This is a genomic window from Streptomyces sp. NBC_00370 (genome assembly GCF_036084755.1).
Classification (GTDB): Bacteria; Actinomycetota; Actinomycetes; order Streptomycetales; family Streptomycetaceae; genus Streptomyces.
Window position 1 is genome coordinate 2,246,576 of record NZ_CP107968.1, and the last position, 20,630, is coordinate 2,267,205.

Annotated in this window: 17 protein-coding genes, 1 tRNA gene and 1 pseudogene; 8 read left to right on the forward strand and 11 right to left on the reverse strand. The window is 69.8% G+C overall.

Annotated features, from left to right (window positions below):
• Positions 1-4 precede the first annotated feature (4 nt).
• From OHS57_RS09760 to OHS57_RS09770, 3 genes are read left to right on the forward strand one after another with little or no spacing between them, the layout of a single operon-like run.
• On the forward strand, positions 5-1,774 hold the full coding sequence (locus OHS57_RS09760; RefSeq protein ID WP_328581660.1) for a branched-chain amino acid ABC transporter permease: 1,770 nt from the start codon (positions 5-7) through the stop codon (positions 1,772-1,774).
• Between the two features lie 5 nt (positions 1,775-1,779).
• Entirely contained in the window at positions 1,780-2,640 is an 861-nt protein-coding gene (locus OHS57_RS09765; protein WP_328585031.1) for an ABC transporter ATP-binding protein, read from the forward strand.
• The gene (locus OHS57_RS09770; RefSeq protein ID WP_041990835.1) at positions 2,637-3,353 is read left to right on the forward strand and encodes an ABC transporter ATP-binding protein; all 717 of its coding nucleotides are present in this window, start codon (positions 2,637-2,639) and stop codon (positions 3,351-3,353) included. The genes OHS57_RS09765 and OHS57_RS09770 overlap by 4 nt, the downstream gene beginning before the upstream one ends.
• Positions 3,354-3,445: 92 nt before the next feature.
• Here the strand turns inward: OHS57_RS09770 and OHS57_RS09775 are convergent, their stop codons facing one another.
• Positions 3,446-4,108 carry an ANTAR domain-containing response regulator gene (locus OHS57_RS09775; RefSeq protein WP_041990833.1) on the reverse strand — a complete coding sequence of 221 codons (663 nt, stop codon included), beginning with the start codon at positions 4,106-4,108 and terminating at the stop codon, positions 3,446-3,448.
• 94 nt (positions 4,109-4,202) lie between these two features.
• Here OHS57_RS09775 and OHS57_RS09780 point away from each other — a divergent pair.
• A tRNA-Leu gene (locus OHS57_RS09780) sits at positions 4,203-4,288 on the forward strand.
• A gap of 93 nt (positions 4,289-4,381) precedes the next feature.
• Positions 4,382-4,741: pseudogene (locus tag OHS57_RS09785) on the forward strand (hypothetical protein); the annotation flags it as partial.
• Between the two features lie 4 nt (positions 4,742-4,745).
• Here OHS57_RS09785 and pyk read toward each other — a convergent pair.
• Both pyk and OHS57_RS09795 read right to left on the reverse strand, forming a co-directional pair.
• Positions 4,746-6,179 (reverse strand): pyruvate kinase, encoded by a 1,434-nt coding sequence (pyk, locus tag OHS57_RS09790; protein ID WP_328581661.1) that lies wholly within the window; start codon positions 6,177-6,179, stop codon positions 4,746-4,748.
• A 137-nt stretch (positions 6,180-6,316) separates the two neighbouring features.
• The gene (locus OHS57_RS09795; RefSeq protein WP_328581662.1) at positions 6,317-7,042 is read right to left on the reverse strand and encodes an SIMPL domain-containing protein; all 726 of its coding nucleotides are present in this window, start codon (positions 7,040-7,042) and stop codon (positions 6,317-6,319) included.
• A 141-nt stretch (positions 7,043-7,183) separates the two neighbouring features.
• Here OHS57_RS09795 and OHS57_RS09800 point away from each other — a divergent pair, with 141 nt between their 5' ends.
• Positions 7,184-8,995 carry a bifunctional metallophosphatase/5'-nucleotidase gene (locus OHS57_RS09800; RefSeq protein ID WP_041990825.1) on the forward strand — a complete coding sequence of 604 codons (1,812 nt, stop codon included), beginning with the start codon at positions 7,184-7,186 and terminating at the stop codon, positions 8,993-8,995.
• 16 nt (positions 8,996-9,011) lie between these two features.
• Here OHS57_RS09800 and OHS57_RS09805 read toward each other — a convergent pair whose 3' ends face one another.
• From OHS57_RS09805 to OHS57_RS09820, 4 genes are all read right to left on the reverse strand, one after another.
• Complete coding sequence (locus tag OHS57_RS09805; RefSeq protein ID WP_328581663.1) at positions 9,012-10,427, reverse strand: lysine N(6)-hydroxylase/L-ornithine N(5)-oxygenase family protein; 1,416 nt, start codon at positions 10,425-10,427, stop codon at positions 9,012-9,014.
• Positions 10,428-10,632: 205 nt separating this feature from the next.
• Positions 10,633-13,125: an aminopeptidase N gene (pepN, locus tag OHS57_RS09810; RefSeq protein ID WP_328581664.1), complete on the reverse strand. Its 2,493-nt coding sequence runs from the start codon at positions 13,123-13,125 to the stop codon at positions 10,633-10,635.
• 203 nt (positions 13,126-13,328) lie between these two features.
• Complete coding sequence (locus tag OHS57_RS09815) at positions 13,329-13,664, reverse strand: chorismate mutase (protein WP_328581665.1); 336 nt, start codon at positions 13,662-13,664, stop codon at positions 13,329-13,331.
• Between the two features lie 124 nt (positions 13,665-13,788).
• On the reverse strand, positions 13,789-14,562 hold the full coding sequence (locus tag OHS57_RS09820) for a S1 family peptidase (RefSeq protein ID WP_041990819.1): 774 nt from the start codon (positions 14,560-14,562) through the stop codon (positions 13,789-13,791).
• A 200-nt stretch (positions 14,563-14,762) separates the two neighbouring features.
• Here OHS57_RS09820 and OHS57_RS09825 point away from each other — a divergent pair, with 200 nt between their 5' ends.
• Together OHS57_RS09825 and OHS57_RS09830 are read left to right on the forward strand one after the other, a co-directional pair.
• Entirely contained in the window at positions 14,763-15,662 is a 900-nt protein-coding gene (locus OHS57_RS09825) for a hypothetical protein (protein ID WP_328581666.1), read from the forward strand.
• Between the two features lie 63 nt (positions 15,663-15,725).
• A complete protein-coding gene (locus OHS57_RS09830; RefSeq protein WP_328581667.1) occupies positions 15,726-17,291 on the forward strand; it encodes an ankyrin repeat domain-containing protein in 1,566 nt (521 codons plus the stop codon).
• Positions 17,292-17,315: 24 nt separating this feature from the next.
• Here OHS57_RS09830 and OHS57_RS09835 read toward each other — a convergent pair whose 3' ends face one another.
• The 4 genes from OHS57_RS09835 to OHS57_RS09850 all read right to left on the reverse strand — a co-directional run bounded on the left by OHS57_RS09835 (position 17,316) and on the right by OHS57_RS09850 (position 20,397).
• Positions 17,316-17,702 carry a barstar family protein gene (locus OHS57_RS09835; RefSeq protein WP_328581668.1) on the reverse strand — a complete coding sequence of 129 codons (387 nt, stop codon included), beginning with the start codon at positions 17,700-17,702 and terminating at the stop codon, positions 17,316-17,318.
• A 60-nt stretch (positions 17,703-17,762) separates the two neighbouring features.
• Entirely contained in the window at positions 17,763-18,152 is a 390-nt protein-coding gene (locus tag OHS57_RS09840; protein WP_328581669.1) for a ribonuclease domain-containing protein, read from the reverse strand.
• Between the two features lie 174 nt (positions 18,153-18,326).
• Positions 18,327-19,928, reverse strand: coding sequence for a DEAD/DEAH box helicase (locus tag OHS57_RS09845; RefSeq protein ID WP_328581670.1), 1,602 nt, complete (start codon positions 19,926-19,928; stop codon positions 18,327-18,329).
• Between the two features lie 265 nt (positions 19,929-20,193).
• Complete coding sequence (locus OHS57_RS09850; RefSeq protein WP_015607926.1) at positions 20,194-20,397, reverse strand: cold-shock protein; 204 nt, start codon at positions 20,395-20,397, stop codon at positions 20,194-20,196.
• Positions 20,398-20,630: the final 233 nt, after the last annotated feature.

Here is a 20,630-nt window from a genome sequence, read left to right on the forward strand (position 1 = left end):
AACCATGACCACAGAAACCACCACACCCGGCGTCCGCGGCGTCGTCCCCCTGCCCAGCACCGCCGCCCGCACCCTCACCGCCGTCGGCGCGACCGCCACCATCATCAGCGGGTTCATGTCGTGGACCTACACCTCGGAATTCCCCGGCGACCTCACCGTCTACGGCTATCCCGCGGGTCTGCAGATCCTCGCCATCGTCGCCGCGCTGCTCGCCCTGCTCTTCGTCCTCACCCACTGGGACGTCCGAGGGCTGCGCTGGCTCAACCCGACCCGCGCCACCAACCCGGTGTTCCTGGCGGCCGTCGCCACGTTCAGCGTCACCTGGTTCAGCGCGATCGCCATCGCCGTCGACCTCGGCGGACTCGCCAACCTCGACCCCGGCGCCTATGTCGCGGCCGTCGGCGGGCTCCTCACCCTGCTCGGCGCACTCGCGCTGCCCCACCCGGGCGACACGCTGCAGGAATACCTCACCAAGCCCGACACCATGCCGCAGGCCACGATGCCGGCCCCCTGGGTGCAGCGCGTCATCATCACCCTCGCCACCGCCGTCGGGCTGGTCATCTTCAGCTACGGCATCAGCATCGACAACGACGACAGCGAAACCTTCATCGGCTTCGTCCTGCTCATCCTGTTCGGTGCCTGGGCCGTCTTCGCCTCGGGGCTCCTCGACCGGTTCTCCGAACTCAACGGCCGGTACAAGGGATTCGCCACCTCCATGGCGTTCCTCGCCGCGGCGATCTTCCCGTTCACCCAGAGCGACGACCACAACGCCAACCTCGGCGTCAACATCCTCATCTTCGGCACCGTCGCCCTCGGTCTGAACATCGTCGTCGGCCTCACCGGACTCCTCGACCTCGGGTACGTCGCCTTCCTCGGCGTCGGCGCCTACGCGGCAGCCCTGGTGTCAGGGTCCGAGTTCTCCCGCTTCTCCGGAGTGCAGTTCCCGTTCTGGGCGGCGGCGCTCACCGGCCTCGCGGCCTCACTGATATTCGGGGTGCTCATCGGCGCGCCGACCCTGCGGCTACGCGGCGACTACCTCGCCATCGTGACCCTCGGGTTCGGAGAGATCTTCCGTATCGCCGTCAACAACATGAACGGCTCGTCGGGTCCGAACCTGACCAACGGCCCCAACGGCATCCCCGCCATCCCCGACCTGAACCTCTTCGGATTCGACTTCGGCATCGACCACGAACTCGGATCGTTCACCATCGGGCGCTTCGCCAACTACTTCTTCCTGATGCTGCTGATCACGGCACTCGTCGTGATCATCTTCAACCGGGCGGCGGACTCCCGTATCGGCCGGTCCTGGATCGCCATCCGCGAGGACGAGACAGCCGCGACCGCCATGGGCATCAACGGCTTCCGCGTCAAGCTCATCGCCTTCGCCCTGGGCGCCTCGCTCGCCGGCCTCGCCGGTACGGTCAGCGCGCACGTCACCTACAGCGTCGTGCCCAACCCGTACCAGTTCGCCGGCTCGGCGCCGCCCAACTCGGCCTTCCTGCTGGCCGCCGTCGTCCTCGGCGGCATGGGTACGGTCAACGGCCCGATCCTCGGTGCCACCCTGCTCTACCTGATCCCCGAGAAGCTCGGCTTCCTGCAGAACTACGAGCTGCTCGCCTTCGGTATCGCACTCGTCCTGCTCATGCGCTTCCGGCCGGAAGGCATCATCGCCAACCGGCGGCGGCAGCTCGAATTCCACGACACCGGACAACTCGACACACCCGACGACACCCTCCCCACCAGCACCGTCGGCGTAACCAAGGCGGGGGCGTGACCACGATGACAACCGCGACCACCACCACCGTCCTCCAGGCGACCGGCGTCACCATGCGGTTCGGCGGCCTCACCGCCGTACGCTCCGTCGACCTCACCGTCAACAGCGGCGAGATCGTCGGGCTCATCGGCCCCAACGGCGCGGGCAAGACGACGTTCTTCAACTGCCTCACCGGGCTGTACGTGCCCACCGAGGGCACCGTCGCCTACAAAGGCACCGTCCTCCCCGCCAAACCGCACCTCGTCACCAGCGCCGGCATCGCCAGGACCTTCCAGAACATCCGGCTCTTCGCCAACATGACCGTCCTGGAGAACGTCCTCGTCGGACGGCACACCCGGACGAAGGAAGGCCTCTGGTCGGCGCTGCTCCGCGGCCCCGGCTTCAAGAAGGCCGAAGAGAAGTCACGCGCACGCGCCATGGAACTGCTCGAGTTCATCGGCCTCCAGCACAAGGCCGACCACCTCTCGCGCAACCTCCCCTACGGCGAACAGCGCAAGCTCGAAATCGCCCGCGCACTCGCCAGCGAACCCGGGCTGCTGCTCCTCGACGAACCCACAGCCGGCATGAACCCGCAGGAGACCCGGGCCACCGAGGAACTGGTCTTCTCCATCCGGGACCAGGGCATCGCCGTCCTCGTCATCGAGCACGACATGCGCTTCATCTTCAACCTGTGCGACCGGGTGGCCTGTCTCGTCCAGGGCGAAAAGCTCGTCGAAGGCACCCCCGACGTCGTCCAGGCCGACGAACGCGTCATCGCCGCGTACCTCGGCACGCCCATGGACGACGACACCAACGGCGCCGACGAGGCCACTCCCGCCACTCCCGCCGGCCCCGCCGCCGGAAACGCGGAAGGAGACACCAAATGACCGCGCTGCTCGAAGTCGAAGACCTCAAAGTCGCCTACGGCAAGATCGAAGCCGTCAAGGGAATCTCCTTCAGCGTCGAAGCCGGCCAGGTCGTCACCCTCATCGGCACCAACGGCGCGGGCAAGACCACCACCTTGCGCACCCTTTCCGGGCTGCTCAAGCCGGCCGGCGGCCGTATCAGCTTCGACGGGAAACCACTCGCCGGAATCCCCGCGCACAAAATCGTCTCCCTCGGGCTCGCCCACTCCCCCGAAGGCCGGCACATCTTCCCCCGCCTCACCATCGCGGAAAACCTCCAGCTCGGAGCGTTTCTCCGGACGGACAAGGCGGGCATCGAAAAGGACATCCAGCGCGCCTACGACCTCTTCCCCATTCTCGGGGAACGCCGGAAGCAGGCTGCGGGCACGCTCTCCGGCGGCGAACAGCAAATGCTCGCCATGGGCCGCGCCCTGATGTCCCAGCCGAAACTGCTCATGCTGGACGAGCCCTCCATGGGCCTCTCCCCCATCATGATGCAGAAGATCATGGCGACCATCGTGGAACTCAAGGCGGCCGGCACGACGATCCTGCTCGTCGAGCAGAACGCGCAGGCGGCTCTGTCGCTCGCCGACCACGGGCACGTCATGGAAATCGGCAGCATCGTCCTTTCCGGCACGGGACAGGACCTGCTGCACGACGAGTCGGTGCGGAAGGCGTACCTCGGCGAGGACTGACGCCGCCGATACACCACCGATACGCCGCACGGATACGACTGAGGCCCGCCCCCGGAACACATCCGGGGGCGGGCCTCAGCCATGGTCCCGTACTACGAGCCCTGCTCGCCCTTGGCGGCCTTCTTCTCCTCGGCGTCCTCGATGACCGCCTCGGCGACCTGCTGCATCGACAGCCGGCGGTCCATCGACGTCTTCTGGATCCACCGGAACGCGGCCGGCTCCGTCAGCCCGTACTGCGTCTGCAGAACGGACTTCGCCCGGTCCACCAGCTTCCGTGTCTCCAGCCGCTGCGTGAGGTCGGCGACCTCCTGCTCCAGCGTCCGCAGCTCGGTGAACCGCGAGACCGCCATCTCGATGGCCGGCACCACGTCACTCTTGCTGAACGGCTTCACCAGATACGCCATGGCCCCGGCGTCCCGGGCCCGCTCCACGAGATCGCGCTGCGAGAACGCGGTCAGCATCAGGACCGGCGCGATGGACTCGGCGGCGATCTGCTCGGCGGCGGAGATCCCGTCCAGGACGGGCATCTTCACATCCAGGATCACCAGATCGGGCCGGTGCTCCCGCGCCAACTCCACAGCCTGCTGCCCGTCCCCGGCCTCACCGACGACGGAATAGCCCTCTTCTTCGAGCATCTCCTTGAGATCGAGACGGATCAGCGCCTCGTCCTCGGCGATGACGACACGCGTCGTCAGCGGCGGGACGTGCGACTTGTCGTCATCGTCGACGGGCTGGGGCGACTCGGGGGTGGTCACGGGGAGCTCCTTGTAGCGGGGCGCAGGCTGCATCCATGAGCCTACCTAGCTGATGCACCCATTGGTCACCGGGTACAATCTCATCAGCAATCTGGCCGGGTTGGCGGAATGGCTTACGCGGATGTCTCAAACACATCTGTCCGAAAGGACATACGGGTTCGAGTCCCGTACCCGGCACCAATGCGATGAAAGTGGATGTTCACGTTCCGGTGAACATCCACTTTTCGTTACACAGAGGCACGAGACATCACACACAGTGCGTGCATGACTCGCCCCTGCCCCGCGCCTCCGGCCGACACCGCCACGTACAGCTACCTCTTGGGCCTCTACCTCGGCGACGGCTGCATAAGCCCGCATCCGCACGGCGGCCAGTACCTGCGTATCGCGTGCGCCGACGCCTGGCCCGGACTCATAGAACGGTGCCGCACGGCCATCCTGACGGTGCGGCCGGGAGCGTCCGTGGGAACTCGTGCGCGCGCTCGTGCACTCCCGACGGGCGCCGGATCATGAACTGGACGACCCGGCTCGTCACAGGTCGGCGTCGCCTGGAAGCGGGCCAACGACAAGAACATTTCCGTTGCCCGCCGTGCGTCCGTCGCGCTGATGGACGCGTACGTCGGGCCCAAGTACTGATCCGCTACTTCGGGCTGTCGTCCTCGCCGATGTGGTGGACGCGGACCATGTTGGTCGTGCCTGCTACGCCCGGCGGGGAGCCCGCCGTGATCACTACTATGTCGCCCTGCCGGCAGCGGCCGCTGCTCAGGAGTAGTTCGTCGACCTGGTCGACCATCGCGTCCGTCGTGTCCACGTACGGGCCCAGGAACGTTTCCGTGCCCCAGGTGAGGTTGAGCTGGCTGCGGGTGGCCGGGTCGGGGGTGAAGGCCAGGAGGGGGATCGGGGAGCGGTAGCGGGAGAGGCGTTTGACCGTGTCGCCGGACTGGGTGAAGGCGACCAGGGCCGTCGCGCCGAGGAAGTCGCCCATTTCCGCTGCGGCGCGGGCGACGGCGCCGCCCTGGGTGCGGGGTTTGCTGCTTTCGGTCAGTTCCGGGAGGCCCTTGGCGAGGATGTCCTCCTCCGCCGCCTCGACGATGCGGCCCATCGTCCGGACCGTTTCGACCGGGTACTTTCCGACGCTGGTCTCGCCGGAGAGCATGACCGCGTCCGTGCCGTCGATGACGGCGTTGGCGACGTCGGAGGCCTCCGCGCGGGTGGGGCGGCTGTTCTCGATCATGGAGTCGAGCATCTGCGTGGCGACGATGACCGGTTTGGCGTTGCGCCGGGCGAGGTTCACGGCGCGCTTCTGGACCATGGGGACTTGTTCGAGGGGCATTTCCACGCCGAGGTCGCCGCGCGCGACCATGATCCCGTCGAAAGCGGCCACGATGCCGTCGATGTTCTCGACGGCCTGGGGCTTTTCGACTTTGGCGATGACGGGGAGGCGCCGGCCTTCTTCGTCCATGATCCGGTGGACGTCGACGATGTCCGCCCCGCTGCGTACGAAGGAGAGGGCGATGACGTCGGCGCCGGTGCGCAGCGCCCAGCGGAGGTCGTCGATGTCCTTTTCGCTGAGTGCGGGGACGGAGACGGCGACGCCGGGGAGGTTGAGTCCTTTGTGGTCGGAGACCATGCCGCCTTCGACGACCGTGGTGCGGACGCGCGGTCCGTCGACCTCGGTGACTTCGAGGGTGACTTTCCCGTCGTCGACCAGGATGCGTTCACCGGCGGTGACGTCGGCGGCGAGCCCGGGGTAGGTGGTGCCGCAGGTGTGGCGGTCGCCGTGGTGGGGTTCGACGGTGATGGTGAACGCGTCGCCGCGTTCAAGCAGTACCGGGCCTTCCCGGAAGGTGCCGAGTCGGATCTTCGGGCCTTGAAGGTCGGCGAGGATTCCGACATTGCGGCCCGTCTCGTCCGCCGCTTTGCGTACCCGCTGGTACCGGTCCTCGTGCTCGGCGTAAGTGCCGTGGCTGAGATTGAGTCTCGCGACGTCCATTCCGGCTTCGACCAGGGCTTTTATCTGGTCGTACGAGTCGGTTGCGGGCCCCAGGGTACAGACGATCTTTGCTCGGCGCATATATCGAGAGTAGACCTTACCGGCGGGTAGGTAATTGGACCGGAATGACGAGGTAACAACCTCCGGGTGAAAGGTTGTTGACAAGGCTTGAATTGTGCGGGGGGTCGCTCTTTTGAGCAATTCCCCGGCCTTTTCGGTTACGCGCCGAGGTCGGGCGGTGTCATGGTGAAGCGGGCATTCACCTGTGCGTAAACGGTCTGCCGCTGCGGTTCGAGATCGAGCGCGGGGGCTTCTTCCTCCTGGTCGGCGCCGAAGGACGCGCGGCTGCGCATGGCGCCGCCGGGGGCGGGGGGCGCGTAGGCCGCTGCGCTGTTCTCGGCGCCGAGGTCGGCGAGTTCCACGAGGGCCGCGAGGTCGGCGCCGACGGCTTCGGCGTATTCGCGGGCGCGCTGCACCGCTTCGCGTACGGCCTGGCGGCGGGCGTCGCCCCGGGCGGGCGAGTCGGGGCGCAGCGCCCACCAGGGGCCGGTGACATGGGTGAGGTCGAGGTCGGCGAGGCGGGTGGTGAGTTCGCCGAGTGCGGTGAAGTCGTTGAGTTCGGCGGTGAGATGGACCCGGCCGTGGTAGGTGCGGATACGTTCGGTGCGGCCGCGCCGGGTGAGTTCGGGGCTGATGGAGAACGCGCCGGTCTCGATCTTCTCGACGGCCTCGCCGTAGCTCTTGACCAGGTCGAGGACCTGGCTGTTACGGCGGGTGAGGTCTTCCAGCGCGGTGCGCCGGTCGGTGCCGCGGGCGTCGACGGCGATGCTGATGCGGGCGATCTCGGGGTCGACTTCGAGGCGCGCTTCGCCGCGCACGGCGACGCGCGGGGTGCCGGGGGTGCCGTAGGGGACGGCGGTGTCCGTGGGCGTTTCGGCCGTCATGGGTGTTTGCTCCTTCGCGGGCGGGGAGTTGGGGCGGCGACAAGACAGGTGTTCACTCTGGCAGGTGTTGTCCGGCGGGGGCTCGTGGGTCATTATCTACGCGCGTTGTTTCATCGGGATCGGGTTGGACGAGGGAGTGGCATGTCGCTGGATCGTAGGACTTTCCTGGGGAGTTCGGCTGTGGCCGGTGCGGGTGCGGCGTTGGTGGGAGGGGTCGCTGCGCCGGCCGAGGCACACGGTCACAAGCCGGGTCACGGCGGCGGCCACGCGCCCCAGCGCTACTCGTTCACGGTGCTGGGTACGACGGATCTGCACGGTAACGCGCTGAACTGGGACTACTTCACCGACAAGGAGTTCGACGACGCGGCGCACAACGATGTGGGCCTGGCGAAGATCTCGACGATGGTGGACGGGATCCGCCGGGAGCGCGGCCGTCGCAACACGCTGCTGATCGACGCGGGTGACACGATCCAGGGCACCCAGCTCTCGTACTACTACGCGAAGGTCGACCCGATCACCGCGAAGCACGGCCCGGTGCATCCGATGGCGCAGGCGATGAACGCGATCGGCTACGACGCGGCGGCGTTGGGCAATCACGAGTTCAACTACGGCATTCCGGTGCTGCGGAAGTTCGAGGAGCAGTGCGACTTCCCGCTGTTGGGGGCCAACGCCCTGGACGCGAAGACGCTGCGTCCCGCCTTCGCGCCGTATGTGATCAAGAAGCTGCGCACCCCGCAGGGCCGTGAGGTGCGGGTGGCGGTGCTGGGGCTGACGAACCCGGGGATCGCGATCTGGGACAAGGTCAATGTGCAGGGGAAGATGACGTTCCCCGGTCTGGAGGAGCAGGCGGCGAAGTGGGTGCCGAAGCTCCGCTCGATGGGCGCGGACGTCGTGATCGTCTCCGCGCACTCGGGCGCCGACGGCACGTCCTCGTACGGCGACCAGGTGCCGTACGTGGAGAACGCGGCGGCGCTGGTGGCGGAGCAGGTGCCGGGGATCGACGCGATCCTGGTGGGCCACGCGCATGTGGAGATCCCGGAGCGGCGGGTGGTCAACAAGGAGTCCGGCAAGGAGGTGGTGCTGTCGGAGCCGCTCAAGTGGGGCCAGCGGCTGACGGTGTTCGACTTCGACCTGGTCTGGGAGCGGGGCGGCTGGTCGGTGGAGCGGGTCGCCTCCAAGGTGCTGAACTCGAACACGGCCGTCGAGGACAAGAAGATCACCAAGATGCTCTCGGGCGAGCATCGCAAGGTCGTGGCGTATGTGAACCAGGTGATCGGTACGTCGTCGGTGACGATGACGACGGCCGAGGCGGCCTGGAAGGACGAGCCGATCATCGATCTGATCAACCATGTGCAGACGGAGACGGTGAAGGCGGCGCTGGCGGGCGGCGAGTACGCGGCGCTGCCGGTGCTGTCGCAGGCGTCGTGCTTCTCCCGTACGGCCGTCATCCCGGCGGGCAATGTGACGATCAAGGACGCGGCGGGGCTGTACCCGTTCGAGAACACCCTGGAGGCGCGGCTGCTGACGGGGGCTCAGATCCAGGAGTACCTGGAGTTCTCGGCGCGGTACTACGTGCAGACGGCGGCGGGCGCTCCGGTGGACCCGGCGAAGCTGACGAACGCGGGCAACACACCGGACTACAACTACGACGCGGTGTCGGGGCTGACGTACGAGATCGACATCGCGAAGCCGGCCGGGTCGCGGATCGCCAATCTGCGGTTCGAGGGCAACGCGCTGGACCCGGCGGCGCGGTTCGTGCTGGCGGTGAACAACTACCGGGCGAGCGGCGGCGGTAACTTCCCGCAGGTGGCGACGGCCCAGCAGGTGTGGGCCAATTCGGACGAGATCCGTAACACGATCATCGCGTGGGTGCAGGCGGCGGGTTCCGTCGATCCCGCGTCGTTCGCCTCGGTGGACTGGAAGCTGACGCGGGACGGTACGCCGGTCTTCTAGGGACGTTCCAGCTGTTTCAGCGGACTTCGGTGAGCGGGACCAGGCCCCTGGGTGCGGGCACCTTGCGGGTCCGGTCCTGCCCGTCGAGTCCGAAGCTGGTGAAGGCGGTGCGCCGGGGCAGCGGGTAGGGCTCGTTGCCGGTCAGGTGGTTGAGGATGGTGGCGCTGCGCCAGGCGGCGAGGCCGAGGTCGGGGGCTCCGACGCCGTGGCTGTGCCGTTCGGCGTTCTGGACATAGACGGATCCGGTGACGGACGGGTCGAGGACGAGCCGGTGGTGTTCGTCGACGCGCGGCCGGGTGGCGGCGTCGCGCCGCATGTAGGGGTCGAGTCCGGCGAGGATCCGGTCGAGGGGACGTTCCCGGTAGCCGGTGGCGAGGACGACGGCGTCGGTGGTGAGCCGGGACCTGGCGCCCTGCTGGGTGTGTTCGAGGTGGAGTTCGACCTTGGTGGTGGCGACCCGGCCCGCCGTGCGGACGTTGACCCCGGGGGTGAGGACGGCGTCGGGCCAGCCGCCGTGCAGGGTCCGGCGGTAGAGCTCGTCGTGGATGGCCGCGATGGTGTCGGCGTCGATGCCCTTGTGCAACTGCCATTGCCTGGGCAGCAGTTCGCCGCGCACGTGTTCGGGCAGCGCGTGGAAGTAGTGGGTGTAGTCGGGCGTGAAGTGTTCGAGGCCGAGCTTCGAGTACTCCATGGGGGCGAACGCCTCGGTGCGGGCGAGCCAGTGTAGTTTCTCGGCGCCGGCCGGGCGGGCGCGGAGCAGGTCGAGGAAGACCTCGGCGCCGGACTGGCCCGAGCCGATGACGGTGATGTGCTCGGCGGCGAGGATCCGTTCGCGGTGGTCGAGGTAGTCGGCCGCGTGGATGACGGGCACGGCGGGTGTCTCGACGAGGGGTTTGAGCGGGTCGGGGATGTACGGCTCGGTGCCGACGCCGAGAGCGATGTTGCGGGTGTAGGTGCGGCCGAGGGCTTCCGCCTCGCCTTCACCGTCGAGCTGGGTGAAGTCGACTTCGTAGAGGCCGCGTTCGGGGTTCCAGCGGACCGCGTCGACCTGATGCCCGAAGTGCAGCGCGGGGAGTTGTTCACTGACCCAGCGGCAGTAGGCGTCGTACTCGGCGCGCTGGATGTGGAAGCGCTCGGCGAAGTAGAAGGGGTACAGCCGCTCGCGGGCGCGCAGATAGCTGAGGAAGGACCAGGGGTTCGCGGGGTCGGCGAGGGTGACGAGGTCGGCGAGGAAGGGCACTTGGAGGCCGGCGCCCTCGATGAGCATCCCCGGGTGCCACTCGAAGGACGGGTTCTGGTCGAAGAAGGCGGCCCTGATGCCGCCGTGCACGCCGTCGGCGAGCGCGGCGAGGGAGAGGTTGAACGGGCCGATGCCGATGCCCACCAGGTCGTGCGGCTGGTTGAGGTCGTCGGGGGCGTGTGGGGTGGTCATCGGCTGCGGTGCCTTCCACGAGGGTGACAGGGCCTTCGGGGGCTGGACTGCCCCGGTGTTCAACGACCCGTGCCCGGCACCGGTATTGCCCCTTGAGGGTGGTTTGGGCGCGGCCTGCACCGGCCCCGGTGGCTGGGGTCGGTACCGGCCGCGTCCTCGCGTACCGGAATGCGCGTGTCGGAATGCGCGTCTCGGATTGCGCGGATCAGGCTTCGCGTACGCGCAGGGCGCGGGCGAGGTCGTCGATCTGGTCGGCCAGTTTGCGGCGCAGCGACGGGGTCAGCTCGCCGTGGTCGAGGGCTTCCCTGCCGAGGCGGAGGTTTTCCTCGTCGACGGCGTACTGGGGGAAGGCGTGCCGGCCGACGGCTTCGGCGATGGCGGTGCCGCGCCGGGCCGCGAGCGTGGCGGCGTCGGTGTAGTAGCGGGGTACGTAGTCACGCAGCACGTCCGTCTGTTCGGGCTGCCAGAAGCCTTGCGCGGTGGCGGTGAAGAGGTAGTTGGACAGGGTGTCGTCGGTGAACAGCCGGGCCCAGGCGGCTGCTTTGGCCTCGGGGCCGGGGAGTGCGGCCCGGCAGCGAGCGGCGCCTTCCTGTCCGGTGGCGCTGGGGTCGCGGTCGAGTTCGGCGGCGATGGCGGGCTCGTCGACGGCGCCGAGTACGGCGAGGCGGGTGAGGACGCGCCAGCGCAGTTCGGGGTCGAGGTCGGGGCCGCCGGGGACACCGCCCGAGTCCAGCCAGTCCTGGATGGCGGCGGGTTGGGTGGCCGCGTCGATGAAGTGCCGTACGGCGGTGAGGCGCAGCCCCGGGTTGCTGCCGTCCTCGGTGCGGCGGATCAGGTCGCGGCAGATGTCGGTGAGGGTGGCGAGCGCGGTGTGCCGCTGGGGCGCCGGGAGGTAGCGGTCGGTGACGTGGGTGGCGGCGAAGGCGAGGACACCCTGGACGATGGCGAGGTCGGGCTCGTGCGGGAGGTGGGCGCGGGCGGCGTCGAGGTGGTCGGCGGGGGCGAGCTGGCCGTCGCGGACCATGTCGCGTGCGGCGTTCCAGATGACGGCGCGGGTGAGCGGGTCGGGAATGCCGGAGAGCGAACTGAGCGCGATGGCCCAGGATTCGGGGTCGAGCCGGATCTTGGCGTAGGTGAGGTCGCCGTCGTTGAGCACGACGAGGGCGGGCCGCGCGCCGGGGCGGGTGAGGGGCCCTTCGGTGCGGGGGATGTCGAGGTCGAGGCGGTCGCGCCGGACGAGCCGGCCCGGGTCGACGACGTCGATGTCGTAGGTGCCGACGGTGATGTGGTGGGGACGGCTGCCGTCGTGCGCGACGTCGAGGCTCCAGCCGTCGCCGGTCTGGGTGACGGTGGGGGTGAGGGTGTCGACGCCGGTGGTGCGCAGCCACGCGTCGGCCCAGGCGTGCACGTCGCGTTCGGTGGCCTGGCCGAGGGAGTCGATGAAGTCGGCGAGGGTGGCGTTGCCGAACTTGTGCCGGGCGAAGTGGGTGTTGATGCCGGCGAGGAAGTCCTTCTCACCGAGCCAGGCGACGAGTTGGCGCAGCGCCGAGGCGCCCTTGGCGTAGGAGATGCCGTCGAAGTTGAGCATGGCGGCGTCCACGTCGGGGACGGCTTCGGGGTCGGGGGCGACGGGGTGCGTGGTGGGCCGCTGGTCGGCGTCGTACCCCCAGGCCTTGCGTCCGATGCCGAAGTCGACCCAGGTGTCGGTGTAGTGGGTGGCTTCGGTGAGGGTCTGGTAGCCCATGTACTCGGCGAACGACTCGTTGAGCCAGATGTCGTCCCACCAGGCGAGGGTGACGAGGTCGCCGAACCACATGTGGGCCATTTCGTGGGCGATGACCATGGCGCGGGTCTGGCGTTCGGTGTCGGTGACCGCCGAGCGGTAGATGAACTCGTCGCGGAAGGTGACGAGTCCGGGGTTCTCCATGGCGCCCCAGTTGAACTCGGGGACGAACGCCTGGTCGTAGGAGTCGAAGGGGTAGGGCTCCTCGAACTTCTCGTGGTAGCGGTCGAAGCAGGCGCGGGTGAGACCGAGGATCTCGTCGGCGTCCACGTCGAGGTGGGGCGCGAGGGAGCGGCGGCAGTGGATGCCGAAGGGCAGTCCGGCGTGTTCGGTGCGTACGGAGTGCCAGGGTCCCGCGGCGACGGCGACGAGATAGGTGGAGATCCGGGGCGTGGGGGCGAGGCTCCAGTGTCCCGCGCCGTTGTGGGTGGCGACGCCGTTGCCGAGCACGGTCCACTCTTCGGGCGCCGTGACGTCGAGTTCGAAGACGGCCTTGAGGTCGGGCTGGTCGAAGGCGGGGAAGACGCAGGCGACGTCGCTGGGGCCGAGCGAGGTGTAGAGGTAGGTCTCACCGTCGGCCGGGTCGGTGAAGCGGTGCATGCCTTCGCCGGTGTGCGAGTACGGCATGTCGGCCTCGACGCGCAGCTCGTGTGCGCCGGGGTCGAGCCCGGTGAGGGCCAGCCGGTTGCCGGTGAGCGCGCCGGGGTCGAGCGGGTGGCCGTCGAGGGTGAGGGTGCGCAGTGCGGCCGGCCTGAGTTCGACGAAGGTGTCTCCGGCAGCCCGGGTGGTGAAGTGGATGGTGGTGCGGGAGTCGAAGGTGTCGTCGCCGGTGGTCAGATCGAGGCTGATCGAGTACCGGTGGACTTCGAGGAGCCGGGCACGGGTCTGCGCTTCGTCGCGCGTCAGTACGGACATGGGGCCATGCTGCCTGATGGCCACGGACGAGTGCAGCAGGGTTCTGCGAGCGGCCGAAGCCCCGCGCGCACCCCTGACCGGGCGCCCGCGCCGTGCCGTCGTCCGCGGTCGGGGCCCGCGGGTGCTGCCGGGAGCGCGCCAGGGAGTGGCCGCGAGCGTGCGTGCCGGGCATCGTGAGCCGGACGCGACTTCGCGGACCCGGCCTAGGGGCGCTGTTCCGCGTCGCCGCGGGCGCCCGCGATCGTCTCGTGGTGGCGGATCACCTCGGCCACGATGAAGTTGAGCAGCTTCTCGGCGAAGGCCGGGTCCAGCTTGGCGCTTTCGGCGAGGCTGCGCAGCCGGGCGATCTGCCGGGCCTCGCGCGCCGGGTCGGCGGGCGGCAGGTGGTGGGCCGCCTTGAGGTGGCCGACCTGCTGGGTGCACTTGAAGCGTTCGGCGAGCATGTGCACGACGGCGGCGTCGATGTTGTCGATACTCCCGCGGAGGCGGTTCAGCTCGGCTGTTACGGACGCGTCGTCGGCCGGGTCGCTCGTGGTCATGGTCGGGCAGCTTAGACGGAGCGGGCGGTCCGGGCGGGAGGCTGCTCAGGATGCGGGACACGCGTACGGGTGGTGCGGTGCGCCAGTTCGTACGCGTGTCCCGTTCCGGTGGTGTCAGCTCAGGTCACAGTCCGGCCGCGGCCGACGCGATGGCGGAGGCGAAGGTGGACACCTGGCTGTAGACGCCGGGGTAGCCGGCCCGGGCGCAGCCGTTGCCCCAGCTCACGATGCCGACCTGGATCCAGGCGCCGGCGTTGTCCTTGCGGAACATGGGTCCGCCGGAGTCGCCCTGGCAGGTGTCGGTGCCGCCCTGGGCGTAGCCCGCGCAGATCTCGTCGCTCGCGACGAGGTCGCTGCCGTAGGACGCGCGGCAGGAGGTGTCGGAGACGAACGGCACGGTGGCCTTGAGCAGGTAGCGCTGCTGGGCGCCGTTCTCGCTGGCCGAGCCCCAGCCCGCGATGGTGAAGGTGCCGCTGTCGTAGGCGGTGGTGGTGGCGATCTTCAGGGTGGGCTGGTTGATGTTCTTGGCGAGCTTGATCAGCGCCCAGTCCTTGCCGTAGCCGTTGTAGCCGGGGGCCTGCAGGACCTTGGTGGACTTGACCTTGACCGCGCTGGAGCTCTGCAGGTCCACGACGCCCGCCGTGGCCGTGATGCTGGTGTTGTTGCCGCTTCCGTCGACGCAGTGGGCGGCGGTGAGGACGATGTTGGGCGCGTAGAGCGCGCCGCCGCAGCCCATGGACAGGCGGACCATGAACGGGAATTCGCCCTGGGCGGCGCGGGTGCCGCCGACGACCGGCGCGGGCGCCGCCGATGCGGAGGAGGGCTGGAGGCTGACGGCTGCGAGGATGACGGCGCCGGCGGCGGCGCATCTCTTGAGGGTGCGCAGGAGCTGCTTCAACGGACTGCCCTTCGTGGGGGACGGGTTCGTACTCCGCCGGGCCCATGGGATGTCATGTGCCCGACAAATGTTGGTCCGGAGTATGGAGAGCCCGCAGAGGTCGCCACAAGTGGCTGTTTTCGGCCATCGGCCCGCCCGCCGTATTCTTGACGCGGGCCGGCCGCCACACCGCTGTGCGGCCTCGCAGTGGGGGTGCTGATGTGAGAGACGCCAGTGAGGTCGTCCACGGCTACCCGCATCTCGACACGGTCCGCGCGGCCCTGACCGCCCTGTACCGGCGGCTCTCGCCGGACACGATCCTCTCGTACGCGCCGAGCGTCGCCCCCGCCGACGTCGCCTTCTCCGACGTGGACGATCTGCACCTCGGCGCGCAGCGGGTGGCCCGCGCGCTGGTCCAGCAGCTGCGGCTGCCGGACGCGCGGATGATCGTGAGCTTCTCCGAGATGGAGCACGCGGCGAGCGTCGAGCTGACCGCGGGACCCGAGTACTTCATCGAGCTGAACGACCGGTTCCGTACCCATCGCAGGGACATCGGCGCCGCCCTCGCGCACGAGATCACCCATGTCCTGCTGCACCGGCTCGGGCTCAGCTTCCCCGGCACCCGGGACAACGAGATCCTCACCGACACGGCCACGACGTACCTCGGCGCCGGGTGGCTGCTGCTCGACGCGTACCGCGAGGACCGCGACTCCAGCCAGAAGCTCGGCTACCTCACCCCCGAGGAGTTCGGTTACGTGCTCGCGAAGCGGGCGCTGGTCTTCGAGGAGGACCCCCGGATCTGGTTCACCAGCCCGCAGGGGTACACCGCGTACACGAAGGGCAGGGCGCAGGCGCTGCGGGACGAGCAGCAGCCGCCGCTGACGACGGCCGGCTGGGCGGGCAGGCACCGCTACGCCAAGGACCGCCGCTACGCGCTGGACCACTCCGCCGCTCCCCCGGCGGCCGACCCCGGCATGCCGTACGCCTTCGAGCGGGTCGGGGACGGACTGCGGGTCGCGTTCGCCTGCCCCACATGCCAACAGCGGATCCGGGTACCGGTCCGGGGCCGGGTCAGAGCCCGGTGCGGGCTGTGCAGGACCGTGCTCGAATGCGATACGTGAGGGAAAGGCGCGCCCCCGAGGGGCGTGAGGGTCATGACGAACGGCAGACCCTGGGATCGAAGCATGACCGGTGAGCCCACGGCGGGTGTCCAGGGTCTGTTCGCCGCTGTCTACGGCGGGGCGCAGGACACCGTTGTCCAACTGCTCAGGGCCGGGGTGCCGGCCGAGGCCACCGACGAGGACGGGCAGAGCGCGCTGTACCTGGCGGCGGTCAGCGACGAGCCGGGCGTGGCGCGGCTGCTGCTGGCCGCCGGGGCGGATCCGGACCGGGCGAGCGGCGAGGACGGCGCGGACCTGCCGCTCTGCGGCGCCGCGTGCGGCGGGCACACCGAGGTCGTACGGGCGCTGCTCGCCGGTGGCGCGCAGCCCGACCGGCGTGAGGCGTTCGGGTTCACCGCCGTCGCCTGGGCGGTCGTGCAGGGCTTCGCCGACACGCTGGAGGCGCTGCTGGAGCACGGCGCCGACCCCGATCTGCCGGGGCCCGGCGGGGAGCGGCCGCTGGTGCTGGCCGCCCGCAGGGGCTCGCCCGCCGCCGTACGGGCACTGCTGCGGCACGGCGCCGGGCTCCACGACGAGGGCGCGCGGGAGGCGGCGCTCGCCGAGGCGCTGCGCTGGTCGGCGCTGGACGTGGAGCACGAGCTGCGCGCGGGGCTGCGGCACGCCTACGGGGACGGCTACGGGACGGTGGTGCGCCGGATCGTCGCCGACGGCTCGCAGAGCGTCCTGGTGGAGCTGGTACGGGACGACGGCACCCCGGTGGCGGGCCGGGAGCAGCAGACCGGCCACGCGGCCGTCGCTACGGTGCTGGAGGCGGAGCTGGCGGTCGCGACGCCGTACGAGGAGCTGGCGCTGCGCGCGCTGCGGTGCGGCGATCCGGAGCGTGACGACTGGCTGGAGTCGGTGGCCGCGCTGTGGCGGCGCGGCGATGAGGAAACGTTCCAGTCGGTCGCCGCGTGGTGTGCGAGCGACGATCCGCTGCGCCGGGCCTTCGCCGCCGACGCGCTGGGCAGGCTGGGTTCGGCTCCGGCGCACGGCACGCAGGACGCGAACGGCGACGCGGGTGCGGGTCCGTTCACCGCGCGGGCGGTGGCGCTGCTGGGCGAGCTGTCCCGGACGGCGGAAGAACCTGAACCGGCGTGTGCGGCCGTGCGGGCGCTGGGGCGGTGCGGCGATCCGTCGGCGCTCCCGGAGATCCTGCGCCACGCGGGCCACCCGGATGGCGGTGTACGGCGGTCGGTGGCGCTGGCGCTGCGCGAGGTCCTGGCCGCGGCGCCGGGCGCCGACGGCGGGGCCGTACGGGCGCTGGTCGCCCTGAGCGGGGACGCGTGGGCGTCGGTCAGGGCGGGGGCGGTCCCGGCGCTGGCGGGCGTACCGGCCGACGCTGCGGAGCTCCGCGAGGCGCTGGCGGCCCGGCTCGACGACCCGGACGCCGGGACGGCGGCGTGGGCGGCGTACGGCCTGGCGGTACGTCAGGACGCGCGCGCCGTCGACGCGTTGGCCCGGATCCTCGCGGAGGAGGATCCGGCGGGGCACGCGCGCGCCACGGCGCTGGACGCGGTGCGCTACGTCCCCGACGGCGAGGACCGGCTCAGGCTGGAGTCCACGCTGCCGCGCCGCAGCCACGCCTGACGGGCGGTCGGGCATGACGGACCGTCAGAGCAGTCGCAGGGTGCCCGGTGCCTTCTCCTCGATGATCTGCACCAGCCAGTCGAAGACAGTGGGCCCCCTGCCGGCCTTGGCCTCGGCCAACTCGCCTTCGATCGCCGCCCGGTTGGCAGGGTGGGCGTTGGCGAGCCGCCGCTGGAGCGCCACCGCGGTCTCCTGGTGGCCGAGGGCGGCCCGGGACAGGTCGTGCCGGCGCCATTCGATGACGAAGTCGCCGTCGTCCGGCGTGCCGTACCCGCCGCTCAGGCAGTCGGCGAACGCGTCGAGATTGCTGCCGAAATAGCCGCCGGGGCCGTTCACGGCGGCGCCGATCGCCTGCCAGAAACGCTGGAGGTCGGTGACCTCCGCCCCGTCGATCACATACGTCACCGTCATGGGGCGGAGGTTACCTTTCCGTGCGGTCGTCGGCGGTCGGCGGTCAGCGGTCGTCCGTGCTCAGCAGCTGTAGTTGACGAGCTTGAACGACGCGTAGTGGTCGGCGGTGTAGTAGTCCTCGTTGCTCTTCTTGCCGGTGATGATGCGGCGCGCGCCACGGTCGGGAGAGCCGGGCGTCACCACGGTGTACTCGTGGTAGTAGCTGCTCGACTGGCTGGGCAGCAGGTGCTCGCGGTTCTGGAAGACGGCACCGTCCTGGGAGTACGGGAACGGGCCGCCGGCCTCGATGAGGTCGAGGGTGTGGTGGGCCTGGGAGGGGAGGCTGCCGTAGCAGATGCTGCCGACGGCGGCCGGGGCCGCTGTGGCGGAGGCGGAGATACCGCCGACAAGGAGCGTGGAGGTCAGGGCGACGAGTCCGCCGAGGGCGGCGATACGTGGGGGAATTCGCATGGCCCTATGATGACGCGCGTAGACAGGTGCACGTCAATGCCAACTCCGGTCAGTTTCCCGGAAGTTAACCGATCGGCGACGGATCGTGCGGCGCCGTACACCGAACCGCCCGGCAGCACGCGAGGGTGCGCTGCCGGGCGGTTCAGGTGCATCGGTGCTGGTCGGTACGGAGAGTCAGGCCGCGGTGCGCCTGCCGCCTTCGGAGCTGCCCCGGCCACGGCGGCTGCGACCGCCGCCCGCGCGCGGCGCGGTCTCCAGCCGGGCGCCGCCGCCGGTACGGGCTCCGCCGCCGGTCGCGCCGGCCCGTGCCGTACCGCCGGAGCCGCCGGACCCGCCCGAGCCGCGTCCCGCGCCACGGGTGCCCGAGCGGGCCGGGCGTGAGGTGCGGGGCTTCTGCTTGCCCTGGACGACGGGCTGCGGCACATCGACGATGACGGCGACCCCGGAGGGCTCCCGCGCGCCGGTGAGCCGGGCCAGCTCCTCGTCGGTCGACTTGATGCTGGCGGACCTGGGGGCGATACCGGCGTCGGACATCAGCCGGGTCATCTCCCTGCGCTGCTCGGGCAGGACCAGCGTGACGACGCTGCCGGACTCCCCCGCGCGGGCCGTACGGCCGCCGCGGTGCAGGTAGTCCTTGTGGTCGACGGGCGGATCCACGTTGACGACCAGGTCCAGATCGTCCACGTGGATACCGCGCGCGGCGACGTTCGTCGCGACGAGCGCGGTGACCTGTCCCGTCTTGAACTGGTCGAGGGTGCGGTTGCGCTGCGGCTGGGAACGCCCGCCGTGCAGCCCCGAGGCGCGTACGCCGCTGGCCAGCAGCCGCTTCACCAGCCGGTCGACGGACCGCTTGGTGTCGAGGAACAGCAGGACGCGGCCCTCGCGCGCGGCGATGCGCACGGTCACCGCCTTCTTGTCCGTCTCGTCCAGGACGTACAGCAGGTGGTGCTCCATCGTGGTCACCGCGCCCTGGGACGGGTCGACGGAGTGCACGACGGGGTCGGTGAGGTACTGCTTCACCAGCCGGTCGATGTTCTTGTCCAGCGTGGCCGAGAACAGCATCCGCTGGCCGTCCGGCTGCACCTGCTTGAGCAGCGCGGTGACCTGCGGCATGAACCCCATGTCGGCCATCTGGTCGGCCTCGTCGAGGACGGTGATGGTCACCTGGTCGAGCCGGCAGTCGCCGCGCTCGATGAGGTCCTTGAGCCGGCCGGGCGTGGCGACGAGCACCTCGGCGCCGCGCCGCAGCTGGCCCGCCTGCTTGGAGATGGAGAGACCGCCGACGACGGTGGCGATCTTCAGGTTCACCGCTGTGGCGTACGGGGTGAGCGCGTCCGTCACCTGCTGCGCCAGCTCGCGGGTGGGGACCAGCACCATCACCAGGGGGGCCTTGGGCTCGGCGCGGCGGCCCGCCGTACGGGCGAGGAGCGCGAGTCCGAAGGCGAGGGTCTTGCCCGAGCCTGTGCGCCCGCGGCCGAGGATGTCACGGCCGGCGATGGCGTTCGGCAGGGTGGCGCCCTGGATGGGGAAAGGTTCCGTCACACCCTGGGCGGTCAGCGTCTTCAGCAGTCCCGCCGGCATGTCCAGCTCGTCGAAAGCCTGGACCGCGGGCAGTGCGGGGGTAAGGGTCTCCGGCAGGGTGAATTCCTGCGGACGGGCGGGGGCACGGCGGGCGGGAGCTTTCGACACGCCTTTCGCCGCACTCCTGGTACGTGAATTCACCGGGCGCTTGCCTGCTGTTCTTCCAGCACGGTCCTGGCGTTCGGGTCGAGTCATTCGGTAAAGCCTTTCTGGGCCTAGCGCCGTGACCGGCGAGGTGCCTGTCAACAGCGGGTCCGGGGCGTGTGTGCGCTGGCCGGCCGGGAGCCCTCGTGTTTTCCGCGAGCGGTCGGGGACTGATGGCCAAGACGGCGAGCACGCGTGCCGGGGACCGCGACAGGGCGAGTTTCGCCGGGAGCGGGAACGGCACTAGGGACAGCGCGAGCCGGGACCCGCACCGTGCAGGTGCAGGCCCCGGCTTACGAGGTACGCGTCCAGGCAATTAGGCCGGGACGATGTTCTCCGCCTGCGGGCCCTTCTGGCCCTGCGTGACGTCGAACGAGACCTTCTGGCCCTCCTGGAGCTCGCGGAAGCCCTGGGTGGCGATGTTCGAGTAGTGGGCGAAGACGTCGGCGCCGCCGCCGTCCTGCTCAATGAAGCCGAAGCCCTTTTCCGAGTTGAACCACTTCACTGTGCCTGTAGCCATGTCATTCTCCTAAAACAGGTGCAGAGCCGGAAATCCGCACTTTACGAATTCCTCGTCGCCGCATTGAGCCCCATCCGGAGAAAACCGGCAGAAACAACAATGCGCCTGAAGAGGAGAGGTAGCAATCCCGTCAGGCGCACATAAAGTTCATGGGTACCAAAACTGCAACGCAGTCAGCCTAGCATGCCCCGGCGGTGAATGACGGGCGGGGACACGCCGGTGATCCACATCCG

Bases quoted from the DNA above. Each gene is read 5' to 3' on its own strand.
- OHS57_RS09760 (WP_328581660.1), top strand. From the start codon at position 5: ATGACCACAGAAACCACCACACCCGGCGTCCGCGGCGTCGTCCCCCTG.
- OHS57_RS09765 (WP_328585031.1), top strand. From the start codon at position 1,780: ATGACAACCGCGACCACCACCACCGTCCTCCAGGCGACCGGCGTCACC.
- OHS57_RS09770 (WP_041990835.1), top strand. From the start codon at position 2,637: ATGACCGCGCTGCTCGAAGTCGAAGACCTCAAAGTCGCCTACGGCAAG.
- pyk (WP_328581661.1), bottom strand. From the start codon at position 6,179: ATGCGCCGAGCAAAGATCGTCTGTACCCTGGGGCCCGCAACCGACTCG.
- OHS57_RS09795 (WP_328581662.1), bottom strand. From the start codon at position 7,042: ATGACGGCCGAAACGCCCACGGACACCGCCGTCCCCTACGGCACCCCC.
- OHS57_RS09800 (WP_041990825.1), top strand. From the start codon at position 7,184: ATGTCGCTGGATCGTAGGACTTTCCTGGGGAGTTCGGCTGTGGCCGGT.
- OHS57_RS09805 (WP_328581663.1), bottom strand. From the start codon at position 10,427: ATGACCACCCCACACGCCCCCGACGACCTCAACCAGCCGCACGACCTG.
- pepN (WP_328581664.1), bottom strand. From the start codon at position 13,125: ATGTCCGTACTGACGCGCGACGAAGCGCAGACCCGTGCCCGGCTCCTC.
- OHS57_RS09815 (WP_328581665.1), bottom strand. From the start codon at position 13,664: ATGACCACGAGCGACCCGGCCGACGACGCGTCCGTAACAGCCGAGCTG.
- OHS57_RS09830 (WP_328581667.1), top strand. From the start codon at position 15,726: ATGACCGGTGAGCCCACGGCGGGTGTCCAGGGTCTGTTCGCCGCTGTC.
- OHS57_RS09835 (WP_328581668.1), bottom strand. From the start codon at position 17,702: ATGACGGTGACGTATGTGATCGACGGGGCGGAGGTCACCGACCTCCAG.
- OHS57_RS09840 (WP_328581669.1), bottom strand. From the start codon at position 18,152: ATGCGAATTCCCCCACGTATCGCCGCCCTCGGCGGACTCGTCGCCCTG.
- OHS57_RS09845 (WP_328581670.1), bottom strand. From the start codon at position 19,928: ATGACTCGACCCGAACGCCAGGACCGTGCTGGAAGAACAGCAGGCAAG.
- OHS57_RS09850 (WP_015607926.1), bottom strand. From the start codon at position 20,397: ATGGCTACAGGCACAGTGAAGTGGTTCAACTCGGAAAAGGGCTTCGGC.